Source organism: Gracilibacillus boraciitolerans JCM 21714 (genome assembly GCF_000521485.1).
GTDB lineage: Bacteria > Bacillota > Bacilli > Bacillales > Amphibacillaceae > Gracilibacillus > Gracilibacillus boraciitolerans.
Window position 1 is genome coordinate 282,911 of sequence record NZ_BAVS01000001.1, and the last position, 15,731, is coordinate 298,641.

At 33.7% G+C, this 15,731-nt stretch carries 22 protein-coding genes and 1 pseudogene; 15 read left to right on the top strand and 8 right to left on the bottom strand.

All coding sequences use genetic code 11. The features are described 5' to 3' along the window. Positions 1-9: 9 nt before the first annotated feature. From JCM21714_RS01500 to JCM21714_RS01520, 5 genes are all read left to right on the top strand, one after another. Entirely contained in the window at positions 10-510 is a 501-nt protein-coding gene (locus tag JCM21714_RS01500; protein ID WP_035721150.1) for a dihydrofolate reductase, read from the top strand. A gap of 88 nt (positions 511-598) precedes the next feature. Next, the gene (locus JCM21714_RS01505; RefSeq protein ID WP_035721153.1) at positions 599-787 is read left to right on the top strand and encodes a twin-arginine translocase TatA/TatE family subunit; all 189 of its coding nucleotides are present in this window, start codon (positions 599-601) and stop codon (positions 785-787) included. An 86-nt stretch (positions 788-873) separates the two neighbouring features. After that, on the top strand, positions 874-1,047 hold the full coding sequence (locus JCM21714_RS01510) for a twin-arginine translocase TatA/TatE family subunit (RefSeq protein ID WP_035721155.1): 174 nt from the start codon (positions 874-876) through the stop codon (positions 1,045-1,047). An 87-nt stretch (positions 1,048-1,134) separates the two neighbouring features. Further along, the gene (gene tatC, locus JCM21714_RS01515; RefSeq protein WP_035721158.1) at positions 1,135-1,890 is read left to right on the top strand and encodes a twin-arginine translocase subunit TatC; all 756 of its coding nucleotides are present in this window, start codon (positions 1,135-1,137) and stop codon (positions 1,888-1,890) included. Between the two features lie 11 nt (positions 1,891-1,901). Next, positions 1,902-2,132 carry a YozE family protein gene (locus JCM21714_RS01520; protein WP_369403378.1) on the top strand — a complete coding sequence of 77 codons (231 nt, stop codon included), beginning with the start codon at positions 1,902-1,904 and terminating at the stop codon, positions 2,130-2,132. A gap of 21 nt (positions 2,133-2,153) precedes the next feature. Here JCM21714_RS01520 and JCM21714_RS01525 read toward each other — a convergent pair whose 3' ends face one another. After that, complete coding sequence (locus tag JCM21714_RS01525) at positions 2,154-2,492, bottom strand: YolD-like family protein (protein ID WP_035721166.1); 339 nt, start codon at positions 2,490-2,492, stop codon at positions 2,154-2,156. Between the two features lie 209 nt (positions 2,493-2,701). Between JCM21714_RS01525 and JCM21714_RS01530 the strand changes: the two genes are divergently transcribed. The 7 genes and pseudogenes from JCM21714_RS01530 to JCM21714_RS01560 all read left to right on the top strand — a co-directional run bounded on the left by JCM21714_RS01530 (position 2,702) and on the right by JCM21714_RS01560 (position 7,254). Continuing rightward, positions 2,702-3,160 carry a P-loop NTPase family protein gene (locus tag JCM21714_RS01530; protein ID WP_035721168.1) on the top strand — a complete coding sequence of 153 codons (459 nt, stop codon included), beginning with the start codon at positions 2,702-2,704 and terminating at the stop codon, positions 3,158-3,160. 46 nt (positions 3,161-3,206) lie between these two features. Then, positions 3,207-4,139 carry a hypothetical protein gene (locus JCM21714_RS01535; RefSeq protein WP_035721171.1) on the top strand — a complete coding sequence of 311 codons (933 nt, stop codon included), beginning with the start codon at positions 3,207-3,209 and terminating at the stop codon, positions 4,137-4,139. Positions 4,140-4,301: 162 nt separating this feature from the next. Further along, positions 4,302-4,808 carry a VrrA/YqfQ family protein gene (gene vrrA / locus JCM21714_RS17925; RefSeq protein WP_052000320.1) on the top strand — a complete coding sequence of 169 codons (507 nt, stop codon included), beginning with the start codon at positions 4,302-4,304 and terminating at the stop codon, positions 4,806-4,808. A gap of 80 nt (positions 4,809-4,888) precedes the next feature. Then, complete coding sequence (gene msrA, locus JCM21714_RS01545) at positions 4,889-5,854, top strand: peptide-methionine (S)-S-oxide reductase MsrA (protein ID WP_035721173.1); 966 nt, start codon at positions 4,889-4,891, stop codon at positions 5,852-5,854. 171 nt (positions 5,855-6,025) lie between these two features. After that, complete coding sequence (locus JCM21714_RS01550) at positions 6,026-6,229, top strand: DUF6501 family protein (protein WP_035721176.1); 204 nt, start codon at positions 6,026-6,028, stop codon at positions 6,227-6,229. A gap of 99 nt (positions 6,230-6,328) precedes the next feature. Beyond that, complete coding sequence (locus JCM21714_RS01555) at positions 6,329-6,901, top strand: histidine phosphatase family protein (protein WP_035721179.1); 573 nt, start codon at positions 6,329-6,331, stop codon at positions 6,899-6,901. 112 nt (positions 6,902-7,013) lie between these two features. Continuing rightward, positions 7,014-7,254, top strand: a pseudogene (locus tag JCM21714_RS01560) (ferredoxin family protein). Positions 7,255-7,383: 129 nt separating this feature from the next. Here JCM21714_RS01560 and JCM21714_RS01565 read toward each other — a convergent pair. Then, the gene (locus JCM21714_RS01565) at positions 7,384-7,563 is read right to left on the bottom strand and encodes an acylphosphatase (protein WP_369403379.1); all 180 of its coding nucleotides are present in this window, start codon (positions 7,561-7,563) and stop codon (positions 7,384-7,386) included. A gap of 289 nt (positions 7,564-7,852) precedes the next feature. Here JCM21714_RS01565 and JCM21714_RS22645 point away from each other — a divergent pair, with 289 nt between their 5' ends. Together JCM21714_RS22645 and JCM21714_RS22650 are read left to right on the top strand one after the other, a co-directional pair. Further along, positions 7,853-7,990: a hypothetical protein gene (locus JCM21714_RS22645; RefSeq protein ID WP_268748271.1), complete on the top strand. Its 138-nt coding sequence runs from the start codon at positions 7,853-7,855 to the stop codon at positions 7,988-7,990. Further along, the gene (locus tag JCM21714_RS22650; RefSeq protein ID WP_369403414.1) at positions 7,962-9,218 is read left to right on the top strand and encodes an FAD-dependent oxidoreductase; all 1,257 of its coding nucleotides are present in this window, start codon (positions 7,962-7,964) and stop codon (positions 9,216-9,218) included. The genes JCM21714_RS22645 and JCM21714_RS22650 overlap by 29 nt, the downstream gene beginning before the upstream one ends. 420 nt (positions 9,219-9,638) lie before the next feature. On the opposite strand, the gene JCM21714_RS17930 is transcribed toward JCM21714_RS22650, so the two are convergent. After that, positions 9,639-10,016, bottom strand: coding sequence for an RNA polymerase sigma factor (locus JCM21714_RS17930; protein WP_052000322.1), 378 nt, complete (start codon positions 10,014-10,016; stop codon positions 9,639-9,641). 175 nt (positions 10,017-10,191) lie between these two features. Between JCM21714_RS17930 and JCM21714_RS01580 the strand changes: the two genes are divergently transcribed. Continuing rightward, positions 10,192-11,325 carry a CAP domain-containing protein gene (locus JCM21714_RS01580; RefSeq protein ID WP_035721180.1) on the top strand — a complete coding sequence of 378 codons (1,134 nt, stop codon included), beginning with the start codon at positions 10,192-10,194 and terminating at the stop codon, positions 11,323-11,325. Between the two features lie 51 nt (positions 11,326-11,376). On the opposite strand, the gene JCM21714_RS01585 is transcribed toward JCM21714_RS01580, so the two are convergent. From JCM21714_RS01585 to tenA, 5 genes are all read right to left on the bottom strand, one after another. Beyond that, entirely contained in the window at positions 11,377-12,108 is a 732-nt protein-coding gene (locus tag JCM21714_RS01585; RefSeq protein WP_035721183.1) for a YkgJ family cysteine cluster protein, read from the bottom strand. A gap of 85 nt (positions 12,109-12,193) precedes the next feature. Beyond that, positions 12,194-12,988: an energy-coupling factor transporter transmembrane component T family protein gene (locus tag JCM21714_RS01590; RefSeq protein ID WP_035721186.1), complete on the bottom strand. Its 795-nt coding sequence runs from the start codon at positions 12,986-12,988 to the stop codon at positions 12,194-12,196. Further along, complete coding sequence (locus JCM21714_RS01595) at positions 12,978-14,423, bottom strand: ABC transporter ATP-binding protein (protein ID WP_035721189.1); 1,446 nt, start codon at positions 14,421-14,423, stop codon at positions 12,978-12,980. The genes JCM21714_RS01590 and JCM21714_RS01595 overlap by 11 nt, the downstream gene beginning before the upstream one ends. 4 nt (positions 14,424-14,427) lie before the next feature. Then, positions 14,428-15,024, bottom strand: a complete 597-nt coding sequence (locus tag JCM21714_RS01600; RefSeq protein ID WP_035721192.1) for an ECF transporter S component — start codon at positions 15,022-15,024, stop codon at positions 14,428-14,430. Further along, positions 15,024-15,716, bottom strand: a complete 693-nt coding sequence (gene tenA, locus JCM21714_RS01605; protein ID WP_035721195.1) for a thiaminase II — start codon at positions 15,714-15,716, stop codon at positions 15,024-15,026. Before tenA ends, JCM21714_RS01600 begins: the two co-directional genes overlap by 1 nt. Between the last annotated feature and the right edge of the window lie 15 nt (positions 15,717-15,731).

Genomic DNA, 15,731 nt, shown 5'->3' on the forward strand with positions numbered 1-15,731 from the left:
AAAATAAGTATGATTTCATTACTTTTTGCTATGGATAAAAATCGAGTTATAGGTAAGGATAATAGATTACCTTGGCATTTACCAAGTGATTTGAAATTTTTTAAAAAACTCACAACAGGTCAATCTATTATTATGGGACGCAAAACATTTGAATCGATGAACGGCCCTTTATCAAATCGAGATAATATTGTGTTAACCTCAAAGATGGATTTTAATCATGAACATACTACGATCATCCATTCCATTGACAAGATTAAAGAACTGAACAATGACACACCTGAAAAAGAATGGTTTGTAATAGGTGGGGGGGAAGAAATTTTTAAACAAGTCTTATCATTTGCTGACCGTATGTATATGACATATATTGATGAAGTCTTTGAAGGAGATACATTTTTTCCGAATTTTAATGAGTATGATTGGAAAATAACTTCTAAAAACAAGGGAACAATAGATGAAAAAAATAAATATGATCATTATTTTATACAGTATGATCGAATAAAGTCACAATAATTTGATCGTTTTTAAAGACAAGTTTTGTAATTCATGATAAGATGAAGGTAATAAATGATTAACTTTTTTATTAAAGGGGCTATTAAATATGTTATCTGCAATTGGTATTCCGGGGGGGTTAATTTTAATATTAGTGATTGCCTTAGTTATTTTTGGACCAAAGAAATTGCCGGAAATAGGTAAAGCAACTGGTGATACATTGCGTGAATTTAAAAAATCTGCACGTGATCTAGCAGAAGATGATACAGCGGAGAAAGATCAAAAACAAGAAATGTAAATCGTCGTTAAATATAGTGAGACTTTCAACAGCGGAGGTTCTCACGGATAATGAGTGGTGTATAAACGTAAAATGGGGTGATGTTGATGTTATCTAGTATTGGCTTTCCAGGCTTAATATTAATTTTAATTACAGCACTGGTGATTTTTGGACCTTCTAAACTTCCGGAGATTGGTAAAGCGGTTGGCAGTTCATTACGCGAATTTAAGAAAGCAACCAACGATATGATGAATGATAATAAAGATGAATCAAGTAAATAATAGTTAAAGATGTAAAAGATTGTTCTTTTACATCTTTTTCATGAACAGAAGTTATGTATTTTTGTCTGATATGAAGGGACGTTACATATGGAGCAAGATAAGTCGTTACCAAATGAAAAAGAAATGGGATATCTAGACCATTTCGCTGAATTAAGAAATCGATTACTATGGACAGCCTTAGTATTTATTATTTTCTTTGCCGGTGGTCTCTATTTTGTTGAAGATATAAGGGATTTCTTTTTAAATGATATTGATATTACGTTAAATCTAATCTCTCCTGAGGAAATTATATGGATCATTTTTATGATTGCATTTGTTGTGGCATTTGCTGCAACATTACCATTTTTATGCATACAATTATGGTTTTTCGTTAAGCCAGGGCTTACTAAAAAAGAACGGCGTGTATCCTTAGCATATATTCCTGTTGTGTTTTTGTTATTCTTGTTCGGATTAACATTTGGTTATTATATTTTCATTCAGCTTATTTTACCATTTGTATTATCACTTAACGATGGTATGTTTAATACGATGTTTACAGTGGAAAATTATTTTAGATTCATATTTCGTGTTACCTTACCTTTTGCTATTTTCTTCGAGGTACCAGTTGTCACGATGTTTTTAACTAGTCTGGGAATTGTAACACCTCAATTCTTAAGCAAAACAAGAAAATATGGCTACTTTATTTTGATTATTATCGGTACAATGATCTCACCTCCTGATTTTATTTTACAGATTGTTGTTGCGATTCCACTAATTATTTTATATGAAATTAGCATTTTGCTTTCACGAATGGTTTATCGAAAAAAGAATAAAAATCATCATGAATTTATGGAAAATCAATAAAAAAGGAATGTATGGCTATAATGAAATCTTTTTATCAGTTTATGATGCAATTTAGAGGGAATAAGCAGTTAGATAACGCCAGAAAATTGGCAGATTGGATGTTTTACGATCATGATTTTCCAAAGCATGCGAAGGATTATGATGTAATCAGCAATTATTTAGAATGGCATATTCCATTTTCAGAAGCTGTTATAACATTTGATCAATTATGGGAACAATATATAGAAGAGGTAAAGCCATGAGCACAGAGCTTATGGCTTTTTCTAATCTTCAGATAAATAAGCAGCAATGATATCTTTAAGCCTAATTATTTTTTTCTCTTGTTGTTTGTCGAGCTGCAGAACTAATTGCCTTTGATCCACTTTGAATTTATCGATAATTCCAATATATTGGAATATATAACCTTCCTGATAAAGTTCTAATGTAATATGTTGCTTCGTTTGGAGAGCCTTTTGCAAGATGTAGTCCATTTCCAATAAATAATCCTCACTCATGTTAGGTTTTTCAATAGGCGTAGTTTCCATAAAGAAATTCTGTAACATTGTAACATGTTCTGGCAGCATCAGTGACGTCCATTTTATTTTTCCACGATCATGTACCATACACATCACCCCCTCATCCCATTATACACAAACGTATGTTCTTTTTCAATAGACATAGATCGTTTGTTCGTGTATAATAACTAGTGAAAATATCGAAAGGATGGTGATCACTTCATGAGGATTTTTCATACAAGAGCTTGGAATTTATTTGCTCACTTAGTTTTATCACGAAGATATAGTAGCTATAAATGTAGAAAGGGTGAGATAACTTGCGTGCCGTAGAGCTGAAAGTTCAGACATTTGGATCTCGTCAAGACAAACAGAGAATTGATTTTTCTCATGTAGATGAAAAAGCCTATTTTTTTATTACAGAACCAAAAGCGGCTCATAAAATAACATTGATTGATGCTATTTGCTTTAGTTTATACGGAAAAGCGCCACTTCAAGATCATATCGTTCATTTACTTAAAAATAGTGAGATTACTTATACCTTTTGGTTACATCAACAGAAATACCTTGTCACGCGTAGACCTAAGCGAAAAAAACTAATTGCTACAGTAGAAAGATATACAGAAGTAGCGGCAAGTGCTAATTTACAATGTTGGAATCAAAAAGACGAATGGAATTTGCTTCATTCCAATATAAAAGATGTGAATGAAGCAATTGAAAAAATGATTGGTCTCAATTATCATCAATTTAAAAGAATGATTTTGAGCCCCCCCAGATGAATTTCAACAACTCATTTCTAGAAGCAGCACAGAACGCGAAGAAATTTTGCAGAAAATATTTGATACTTATTTTTATAAAAATAAGACGACCGCTATTAAGGATAATATAAAAACATTGAAAGAAAAAAGGAAGACATTAGAAGGGCAGTGGAATCAAGAAAACAAGAATTCATCAATAGATTGTCTTGATGAACATACTGATAACGAGATAAAAGCACAATTGGAAGATCAACTTACCAAACTTACCGAGCAAAAGATAAAACTATCCTCTCATCTAGAAAAGGTTTCTAGGCAATTTACCATCCTAAAAGATAAATACCATCAAACGAAACTAAATGAATTAGAAGAAGAATATCAGACTTTAAACATTTTAAAAAAAGACTATGAACAGTATAAAAACGTCGTCCATAAACTGCACATAGAAAGAGATATGCAAAAAAAGAAATGTGATCGATTAAAACAAGAAAGAGAGAGTCATGTACTAAGCCAGCTAGCAGTAATAACAGAAGGAAAAGCTTGTCCTGTATGTGGATCACTTTATCATTCACACCTAGAAAGTTATCAAGAACAAACACCATCTGAAGCGATAATAGAAAAAGAAATGAAAAAGCTTACGACTTTGGATGAAGAAACGAAGGAAATGGAAAAAATATTAAGTCACATAAGGATAAGCAACGACAAGAAAAATCTGCTTTTCTCTCAATTGTTACGCAATACAACCATAGGAGGAGATCAATTAACGAACGCCTGGAAGAATGATATACAAGCTATTCTTCAAAAAAAAGATGAGTTAATAACAAAACAACAAATTATTAACGTACAAACCGAGCAGTTGGTAGGAACAATTCAACGAATCAGCGATTTAGAATTACAAATGAAAGATATCAATAAAGAGTATAAACATATGGTGAAAATGGCAACTGTAGCAAGAGAGGTCATACGGCAAGAATTCTATATAAACCCAGATATCGTTACCTAATTAAAACAAAAGATTACAAAATCCAACATCGTTTTCTATCATACTGTCAGATCATGCGCTTACCCAGGAAATATTTATTTTCCGTATTTGATTGAATGCCTATACATTTATTAGTCTGCTTTCATAGACTATAGCAATACGTATATAGAAAGGAGAATTTTGATGTTTCGTCCACCAAACCAAATGCCTAATTTTTTTCAACAACAACCTCCAACCCAATCGTTTTTTAATGGGTTTCAAAATGGTTTTCCAAATGGATTTCCACAGCGATCATTTTTACCAAATCAAGCGATAAATCCTAAAGGACTTCAAGGAATATTACAAAGAATTTTTCCTTCTCAGGCTGTAAATGTTGCTTCAACTGCTACTGGAGGAGGATCCAATTTAATGGGTACTTTGAACAATGTCCAACAAGTATTAAAAGTAGCTCAACAGGCTACACCATTAATAAAAGAATATGGTCCCATGCTTAAAAATGCTCCACAATTGATTAATATGATGAAGGCATTAAAGGATATAAATAATGAAGAAGATAAATCGGACACAGAGGAAGAGGAAATTACTATTTCAGAGGATGAGGAAACTTCTTTCCAAACCAGCAATCCGAAAAAAAAACCGGCTTCTAATAAGATAAAAACTAGCGGATCACAGCCAAAACTTTTTATTTAATAGATCTCCTGAACAGACCACTTGCATTTTTTCATAGTGAAGAGCACAATAAAAGTATCATTGAATTAGGAGGGTTTTCTATGACAAAGAGAGCGTTAGAAAAGGCAATATTTGCAGGTGGATGTTTTTGGTGTATGGTAGAGCCATTTGATCAACAGCCAGGTATCGAAAAAGTTGTATCGGGATATACTGGTGGAGATAAACCAAATCCAACCTATGAGGAAGTATGCACAAACACTACCGGACATCGTGAAGCTGTTGAAATTACCTTTAATCCTGATATATTCCCATATGAAAAATTACTGGATCTCTATTGGCAACAGATAGATCCGACAGATCCAGGTGGACAATTTCATGATCGTGGTGAATCCTATAAAACAGCTATTTATTTTACGAATGAAAGACAACAACTATTAGCTGAAGCATCTAAGCAAAAATTACAAAAAAGTAAAAAATTTAATCAGCCCATCGTAACTGATATTTTACCAGCTAAAACCTTTTATGAAGCGGAGGAAAAACATCAAGATTATTATAAAAAGCAACATTTTCATTATAAAATGTACAAAAAAGGATCTGGCAGAGCCGATTTTATTAAGAAAAATTGGCGAAATTCCTTTACGAAAGAAGAGCTTAAGGAAAAGTTATCACCTATTCAATATCATGTAACACAGGAAAATGGAACAGAAAGACCATTTGAGAATGAGTATTGGAATAATCAACAAGATGGGATTTACGTGGATATCGTAAGTGGAGAACCCTTATTTACAACAAAAGATCAATATGATGCTGGCTGTGGTTGGCCAAGCTTTACTCAACCAATGAATAAAAATTCGGTAGAAGAAAATTTAGATACATCTCACGGTATGCGTCGTGTTGAAGTGAGGAGTGAGAAGGCAGATTCTCACCTGGGGGGGCATATTTTTGATGATGGACCAAAGGATAAAGGTGGAATGAGATACTGCATTAATTCAGCAGCCTTACGTTTTATTCCGAAAAATAAATTAAAAGATGAAGACCTTGAACAATATCTAACATTATTCGAATAACTTCCCATTAGTAGTGGGAAGTTTTTTATTTGAACTTATAAACGTATTTGCCTTTCATATTATTATAGTATCTCCAAATAAAGTTAACAGTAATTTTATTATGTAAACTTTATAGAAATTCTTGTATAATCGTCCAATAATGTTTATGATATTGGTAAGGAGGGACAATAAATGATACATCAAAATTGGGAAAATAATAAAACCATTAAAAAAGTAAAATGTTTACACACCAATGCTAAAAAATTTAAAGTGAATTCTGTTTTAACCGAGGGAAAAACATATGATGTAAAGAATGAAACAGAAGAGTTTTATTTCTTGATTGATAATACAAATCGCATTGCTGGTTTTAAAAAGGATTATTTTGAACTTATTTAACCACTGTTTATATATTAGAATGATTGGGAATAAATAGTTAATAAACATTGAATGTAAAATAAACTTACTTTTCAAAGATTCTCCATGGGAGCTGATAAAATGAAAAGAATTCTAATAATTCGTCATTGTCATGCGTTAGGCCAACATAGTGATTCGCCTTTATCTAAAAGAGGGAATCAACAGGCATATGAACTGTCAAGAAAGTTAGAACGTTTAAGCTTTCCTATCCATCGTATCATTACGAGTCCATTTCTGCGAACGAAAGATAGCATTAAGCCTTTTGCTATTCGCCAAAATATAACGATAGAAACAGACGATCGCCTAAAAGAACGTTTATTGAGTGAACAACCAATAGATGACTGGATCGATATCTTAGAAGAGTCTTTTCAAAACTTCTATTTTAAACTTCCTGGAGGTGAATCTTCAAGCGACGCATATAAGCGTGCAGAAGAACTGTTAAAAGAATGTATCAATGACGAATTAAATGAGAATATTATTATTGTTACCCATGGTAATTTACTTGCATTAATGCTTAAGAAATTTAATGTCGAGTTTGGATTTCATGAGTGGAAAACACTTACCAAGCCGGATGTGTTTTTAATTGAACGAATTGGTGGAGAATACATTTCAGAACGAATCTGGGAAGAAAATCAGAAACAAGATCTTTTATAGTTAGTGCTATTTCATGAATTAAGATATAATGGTATTCGAAGTTTTTAAAATATGATAGAATATATATGTATAGAGATACATAACGATTAATCGTTGAAGGAGGGGATCAATCTTGGCATTTGTCATTACATCACCTTGTAAAGAAGAAAAAGCAGGGGGAATGCGTTGAAGTTTGTCCTGTAGATTGTATAGAGGAAGGAAAAGATATGTTCTATATCGATCCGGATATTTGTATTGATTGTGGAGCATGTGAAGCAGTATGTCCTGTAGAAGCAATCTATATGGAAGATGAAGTACCGGATAATGAGAATGAGTATATAGCATTAAATCATAAATTCTTTGAAGAAAAATAAAAGTATTAAAAAACCGCTATATTCTAGCGGTTTTTTAATACTTAATTTCAAAATTACGATAATCTTTTTCTGAATCCACTTCGGTTATTTCTATATTTTTAACTTTTGCAAAGAAAGATGGCCCTTTTTTTACTTTCTCGAGAATTGATCAATTTGTAGATCGTTTCCAGCTGCTTCAATTTCAACTGAGCCATTCTTATGGTTTCGCACCCAACCAACTATATCATTTTCTACCGCCACCTGTTGTGTAAAAGCACGAAATCCAACGCCTTGTACTCTGCCTGCAACAACAATATGAATATGTCTCAATTCCATCACCTCTTATCAGAAATACTATCATTAATTATATTCCATTTCAAAAATTTAAAAGAAATGTGCTATTTAACAAATATTCTTAACCTCTTAGGTGAAACTAAATGTAACTTATCTGAAAAGGATGAATATTAAAAATGAAAAAACCAATCTGGTTAGAAACTATCTCACTTCCATCATTTGATACATTAAGCGGGAGCATTACAACGGATATAACCATTGTAGGGGGGGAGGTATAACAGGTATACTTGCAGCCTATTTTTTAAGTGAAACAGGAAGGAAGGTAATTTTATTAGAAAAAAATATTCTAGCAAATGGCACCACTGGTCATACAACGGGAAAAGTAACAGCACAACACGGGTTACTCTATCACGAATTAATAGAACATTTCGGAACTGAAAAATGCTCAAAAATATTATTATAGTCAACAAGAAGCCATGGATATTATGAAACAACTAATAGAAAAATATAACATCGATTGTAATTTTGAATCGCAGCAAGCAATTTTATATACGAATGAAGATGCAAAAGAAAAGAAGTTAGTACTAGAAGCGGAAGCCTATCAAATGTTAGGCATAAAGGGGGGGCATTTAGTGGAATCCATTCCTTTCCCTATTCCTATGAAAAAAGCATTAGTAATGGAGAATCAGGCGCAATTCAATCCCCCCCTTGCATTTACAAAGGTTATCATTGATCAATTGTTGAAAAACAATGTAAAAATTTTTGAAAATACAACAGCTATTGATATTGATAATAACGAAAATACTATTGTTAGAACAGCAAAAGGTTATAATGTTATCTGTAAAAATGTAATCGTTGCTAGTCAGTTCCCATTTTATGAAGGTCAGGCATTCTATAGTACAAGGATGTATCCATCACGTTCCTATGTCTTAGGTTTTACTTCAAAGAATACTTATCCTGGTGGAATGTATTTAGATATAGACCAACCTAAACACTCGATTCGATATGCAAAACATAATGGGGGGGAAGATGTATGGCTATTAGGTGGAGAATCACACAAAACAGGCCAATACCATAAAGAAGATGATGATCCTTATAGCAGCTTAATGAAATATGGTTCCAGGTATTTCTCTATAAAGGAATGGCAATATCAATGGTCTGCACAGGATTTTACAACCTTAGATAAAGTTCCTTATATAGGTGTTTTAAATAATAAACATCCGAATATTTATGTAGCTACAGGCTATCGAAAATGGGGAATGACAAACAGTATAGTTGCTGCACAATTATTAACTGATATCATTACTAAGACGCACAATCCATTTCAACAATTATATCAACCACAAAGATTTCATGCTGATCCTGATTTAAAGAAATTTATAAGTAATAATACAAACGTAGCAAAAGAATTTATCAAAGGAAAAATAGCGAATAAATCTCATGAACAACTAGAACCAAATAAAGCAACAAAAACAAAAATAGATGGTCAAACAATTGGAGTATTTAAAGATAATAACAATCATATCCATGCAGTTGATACCACATGTACACATTTAGGCTGTGAATGTAATTGGAATCAAGTAGAACTAAGTTGGGATTGTCCATGTCATGGATCAAGATTTTCATACGATGGAAAAGTAATCGAAGGTCCAGCAACAAAAGATTTAAAAAAAATTGATTATAAAATTTAAATTCCGTCTCATTATCTTAAGTATACTTACTATTTGAGATAATGAGTTGCGTTTTATTATAGATTCCTATAATTTATATTATGTAAAGTAGATAATTTGCAAAACATGACAACATTCCAGCCCCTACCAAAGAATGGGTATCTAGGAACCGTAGTTGGGGGGGTACGGCAACGATTCGTTCTTTTTCATGTCACAAGACATTATTTTACAAATACAACCCTCAGTTGAAAAAGAAATATCCGTAAGGCGTATCATTGTTTATCCTACAACTGATTCAATTTATCCATCATTTTTTACCTAGATGGATTAGTATAAGTCAACGTAGTATGGATATTTGAATGACCTGCAATATTTGCTATGGTCCATGCTATGGCCAATTGTGAAGAAGTACAATTCTTTTCTTTTGCGATTTCCTTAATTTTAATCGGTTGGTATATATTGCTGATATTCCATTTGGATTAACAGTTTCCTGACGGACCCCCCCAAATAGTAATAATGTACAACCAATCGTAACTTGTCTGGTATTTGTTCAATCGAATTCCGTACCCGCTTTATTTTCTCATTCTCTAACAGTGTTTTGAAGCCTTGTGATTGATAGGTAGAGAGTGCATCGATCATCTTTATAAATGTCTCTTGTGCAAGATCTTCTGCATCCTGCTGATTATGTACCACACTTAACGTTACTTTAAATACATGATGTTTATATCTTTCGATTAGTATTCTTAACGCTTGGTTATTTCCTGATTTAATCATTTTGATTAATTGTTCATCATAAATAGCACTCTCCCCCCCTTTCACTAATCTCCCACTTTTATAGACGAAATGAATTATAAAAGTACTACACTTTTTTAAAAAATTTTTGTCTTACTTGATTTATCTTAGTATGCTTCAAAGTTCAAAGGCGCTATGCTTATATTTATAGCAAAACATGATATAATGAAATAATAGATTATTGGAAGTCAGGAGTGAGGATTTGCCCAAACTAAGAAGCATTCTCTTTTTGTTACTTATTGCTGGCCTTGTTTGGTTTCGTTACGGTGATGACTATCAACAGTCTGGCGTAGGAAATGTTTGGCAGGAGATGCGAAGTGACGTACAAACGGTAAAGAATAGTCCTATTGTGAGCAATGCGATGGAAACTGCTCGTGTTGAGCTCAAACGTTTATATAGACAAATTAGAGGTTTTGCAGAAGATCATACGGAAAATACAAAACTACCTCAAGTGGAATCACCAAAATTAGATCAACCTGAAGAACAGACCTTTTCGATCCATAATATCGAAATAATGGATACAAAGTCGACAGTTGAGTCACAACTTGGTGATGCCAATCGTTCTACCCTTAACGAATATGGAGTGGAATGGCATACGTATCATGAACAATATCGAAATTTCGTAATGGTTGCTTATAACGATGATAATCATGTAATTGGTTTGTTTACCAATCAAGATTTAATTAGTTCCACCAATGATATTAGCTTAGGAACTGAAAAAAGTGTAGTGAATCAGCAACTTGGTGAACCACTCACTGCCATAAAAAAAGGATTTGTTAACTATCAAATTAATGATAATCAGGAACAGGATACGTATTTACTTGAAGATAATTATGTAACGATTTTTTATGATGTTCATCAAAATAACACGGTTGCAGCTATCCAGATTATTACGAAGAATTTAGAAAATAAGAAAAAAGAATATTTTGCTAGCGCAAGTGATGGCTTAGCAGAAGGTTTAGAATATCAGTTGTTTGACTTAACAAATGCTGCTAGAGCTAAGTTTGAAAAACCGTTATTAGATTGGCACGAACCATCAAGAACTACTGCACAAGAGCATAGTCAGGATATGGCGGATGAAAATTATTTCGGACATACTAACTTGGAAGGTCAATCACCTTTCGACCGTCTGGAGAACGACAATATTGATTTTCGTATGGCAGGAGAGAATTTAGCTACAGGACAGCCTAGCAGCATTTTTGCTCATCAAGGTTTAATGAATTCCAAAGGACATCGAGACAATATCCTGCACAATGATTTTCGTTTAATGTCAGTTGGAGTAGCATTTAATCAACAGGCACAACCATTTTATACAGAAGCCTATCTCACAAAATAATGCTTACTATTCAGGTAAGCATTATTTTTATTAATAAATTTTATTAAGCTCTCACCTAAGCTGAACACCCTTCATCCAATTAATTAGCAAATCTTCACGATATAAATCATCGGGATAAGTCACCATGCCTGTATCCTCTTCTTCATATAAATATTGTAAAAATTCATTAAGTGCGCCCATATATTCCTGATAAAGAAATTCATAACTTATTGTTTCTTTGGGCATCACATTTTCTTCACAAACTTTCGGAGTTATATAATTGACGTAAGTTCTGCAAGGCATCGGTCTAATTTCATACGCCAAACATTTATTTTCCTCGGTATCTAACATGACACAAGGTAGCATTTTCTTTTTATAGCTATATTTAAAATCATCATTAACATCCTCAACAGTGTCTAACTCTGATAATTGCTCTTTATAGGTTTTATAATAGCTATCAAAATGTTTCTGTAATGCATGTTTACGTTCTTCTGGGAACTGATTCATTGCTGCTTTCATCATTTTTGCTTCCATCTCATTGATAACTATTGGGAAATAACAGCAAAAGGCACACCCCCCCATCTGACACGTTGGCTGTAAATCTACCATTTCTTCCATCACGATAATTTCATTACTAACTACTTGCAATAATTGCTGATAACTGGCAACTAACTTTTGATCTGTTGTCAAATCTGTATTTGCCAACTGATCGATTACTGTATAAAATTTTTCTTCTTCTATTTGGTATTTCTCATTTAATTGCTGGCATTTATCGATGACTTCCTGATAGTCCATATAACACATTCTCTATTCTCCTAATTTATAAAATTAATATTCTATCGTTGCTTTTCCTATTATAACAAAAAAGCCACCACTTGAGTGGCAGCTTTTAACGCATTCTTACATTATCAATTGGAAATACTGAATAGATCGTGCTTACCCAGAACGAAGTAGCCATAATTGCCAAAATTAAAAAGGTGAAATACAGATCCTTAAGCGAGTATGACACTTGGTAATAGTATGTTCTATCATTAGAAAATTGTTTAGCTTCCATTGCAATTGCCGTGCGATGTGCTCTGCGAATACTTTGGGCTAGTAGTGGAATCGAAAAATATTGTATTCGTTGATAAACACCCTTTATCCCGCTGTTATACGTAACACCTCTGACTTTTAAAGCATTACGTAAGGTTTGAAACTCACTTACCATAATAGGTAAAAGATTGATAGCAGCCATAAAGGCATAGGCATATTTTGGTTTTAACTTTAGTGTTTGCATTGCTGAATAGAATAATAATACTGGTCTCGTTGTTAATGCAAAAAGTAATCCTAATAAACCAAACAATATTCCTCTTAGCCCTAAATGAACACCACGATAAAAACTTTCCTCTGTAATATGAATCAATCCGATTTTATACCAAGTGTTAGTGCCATCACCAAAGAACATCATGGATGTCGCAGAGGAAACAAATATAATTAAAAATGGACTCGACAAAATGCTGATCAATTTAAAGGAATGACCAGTCCATCCGATATATAAGAAACCAAATCCTATCAGCATATAAAATAAGAAATTTGGATTATGGATGAACAATATAGCAACAAACAGAACAATCACCATGACAAATTTAAAGACCGGATGAAGAGCATGCAGCCATGTTTGTCGATAGGTTAATTCAAAGTGCATGTGTACTGTCACCTACCTCTTTCGATAAAAATGAACATGGATATCTTTCTTCGGCTAACTGGCCTTGCTCAATGATCCATTCCTTCGTTGCTAGATGATCAACAATTTGCTGATCATGTGTCACCATCACAATCGTAATACCCTGTTGGCGAAGTTCTTCTAAACAATCTAACATCATAAATGTGTTAATAGCATCCTGCCCAAAGGTAGGTTCGTCCAAGATGATAATATCTTCTGCCATAATGGTTGCTGTCGCTACACTAAGTCTGCGTTTTTGACCCATCGACAATTGATACGGATGAAGTTCACGTACGTGCGCTAATCGATATCTCATTAAATGGTTTTCGATTATAGTATGGTTACTATTCCCTTTATTTTTCAATGAAAAAGCTAATTCATGATACACACTATTCGTTACAAATTGTAGTTCAGGATTTTGAAATACAAAGGCAATTTTTTGATAAATAGGGAGTCTACCGTCAGCAAAATGATAATGTATGGTTCCTTTTGTTTTGATTAATTGCATGATCGTCTGAACCAGGGTACTTTTTCCAGAGCCATTAGCTCCAGTTATTGCTATCCAATCGCCTTTATTAATTACAATATTTTCCACAAATATTCTTCTGGTTTTTTGATAATAACCGCTGACCGATTCTAATTCAATCAATTTTTGATTTGATCTGTTAGTCTGAATTGCTTTGAATGATTTGGAAGCGAGATAATCTGACCATGAGGTCGGATGCCAAATCCCATATTGATCAAAGTCTTGCTTATAATGTTGAAAGACGTATGATGGTGAGTTATCAGCTACGATTTTACCTTGATCATCCAGCATGATCACTCGATCCACGATATCACTGACAAACTCCATTTTATGTTCAATAATCACAATGGTTTGCTCACCCTGAATCGACGTAATCGTATCCCATACCTGCTTGGACCCTTCTACATCTAATAAAGCAGTCGGTTCATCTAAAAATAACACCTGTGGCTGTAATGCTAAGGCACTGGCGATAGCCAGTCGCTGTTTCATTCCGCCAGACAACTGATGAATGGGTGTATGAATATTTTCAAACCTTACATTTACCTTTGCTAGTAAATCATAAATAATTTCAGTCATTTCCACTGCAGGCACTTGGTTATTTTCAAGAACAAAAGCTAGTTCTTCATCTACATATGGCATACAAAATTGAGAGTCAGGGTCTTGAAAAACAATACCATAATTGGACGTAATCTGCAGTTTCTCAGCTTTTAACGGAACTTCAATAATATTAGGTATAAGCCCTGCTAATATCTGAAGTAATGTTGACTTTCCTGATCCAGATGGACCAACAATCAATACTTTTTGTCCAAATGGAATCGATAGTGACAAATCTTTGAACAGGAAGTGATCACTGTCAGGAAATTTGACTCGTAACTTCTCAACTTCTAACATATTCTCACCTTATTTCTTCTTCTAAAGATTGATAATCGTCGGCAGATAACGGACGGATTATTTTTGTTACTCCTGTTTTTTCTAAAGCTTTCACAATATAAAAGGCAAAAACTCCTGTAATGACAATAGCACCAATCAAACGAGCTACAATTAATAAGGTTAAATTCCAAAGTGCTAGTTGATCAATATAACCATAGAATACGTCTAGAAATAAAGAACCAATTGTCGCTCCTATTGCCGCTAAACATGCTATAAACAAGTGATAGCTTTTATACTTAAATAATGCGAAAACGACTTCACATCCAATTCCTTGCACGAAACCATATAGTAATAAGGAAATTCCCCCCCATTGTCCACCAAATAAAAACTCCCCCCCTTGAGCGGCAGCAAGCTCTGCAATTAATGCTACACCTGGTTTTCTAATAATCAGAAAAGCAATTGTCGCTGCCATAAACCACATGCCATAAATTAACTGGTCCACATGAAGTCCAAATACCGACAAAATGTTATACAATGGACCCCATACTTTATAGATGACACTAAATATCAACGCAATGACAATGGTGACTAAAATATCAGTTAACGTAAGTTTTTTCTTCATTATTTCGTCTCCTTCGCCATTGTAGCAAGTGAATACCAATCTTCCTGTCTGTATGCCATTTCCCAGAACATGAACTCGTAATGACTACTGATAAGAAAATGCTCTTTCATTCGATCTTTATCTTTGTCGTTGACTTGTTCTGCTATTTCGTCTAGTCGATTGATTTGTTCTTCTACAAGTGTTTTAAACCAATCCTCTCCATATGCTTCTATCCATTTTTGATACACCGGATGAGCAGGATGACAATGCTTTAATTGTTTCCCGACTTCATAATAAACCCAATAACAAGGTAAGATGACAGCAATTATATCTCCTAAATGTCCTTGGTATGCTGCACGATACATATGTGAGGTATATGCATATGCAGTCGGTGACGGATTAAATTTACGCTTCTCTTCCTTCGTGATTCCAAGCATATCAGTAAATGTACGATGTAAGGATAGTTCTGCTTCATACGTTCCCTGGGCATGTGCTGCCATGCTCTTCGTTACTTCTAATGATTCTGCTTTAGCAGCTCCAAGAGATTGAACACGTGCAAAGTGGGATAGATAATATGAATCCTGTAGCACATAATACTTGAATTTTTCAATCGGCAAGGTTCCATCCCCCCCAATGCCTTGAACAAATGGATGTGCTAAGCTAGCTTGCCAAATTGGATCTGCTTCTTGTCTGATTAACGTAGAAAATTTCATGAAAAAATTCCTCCT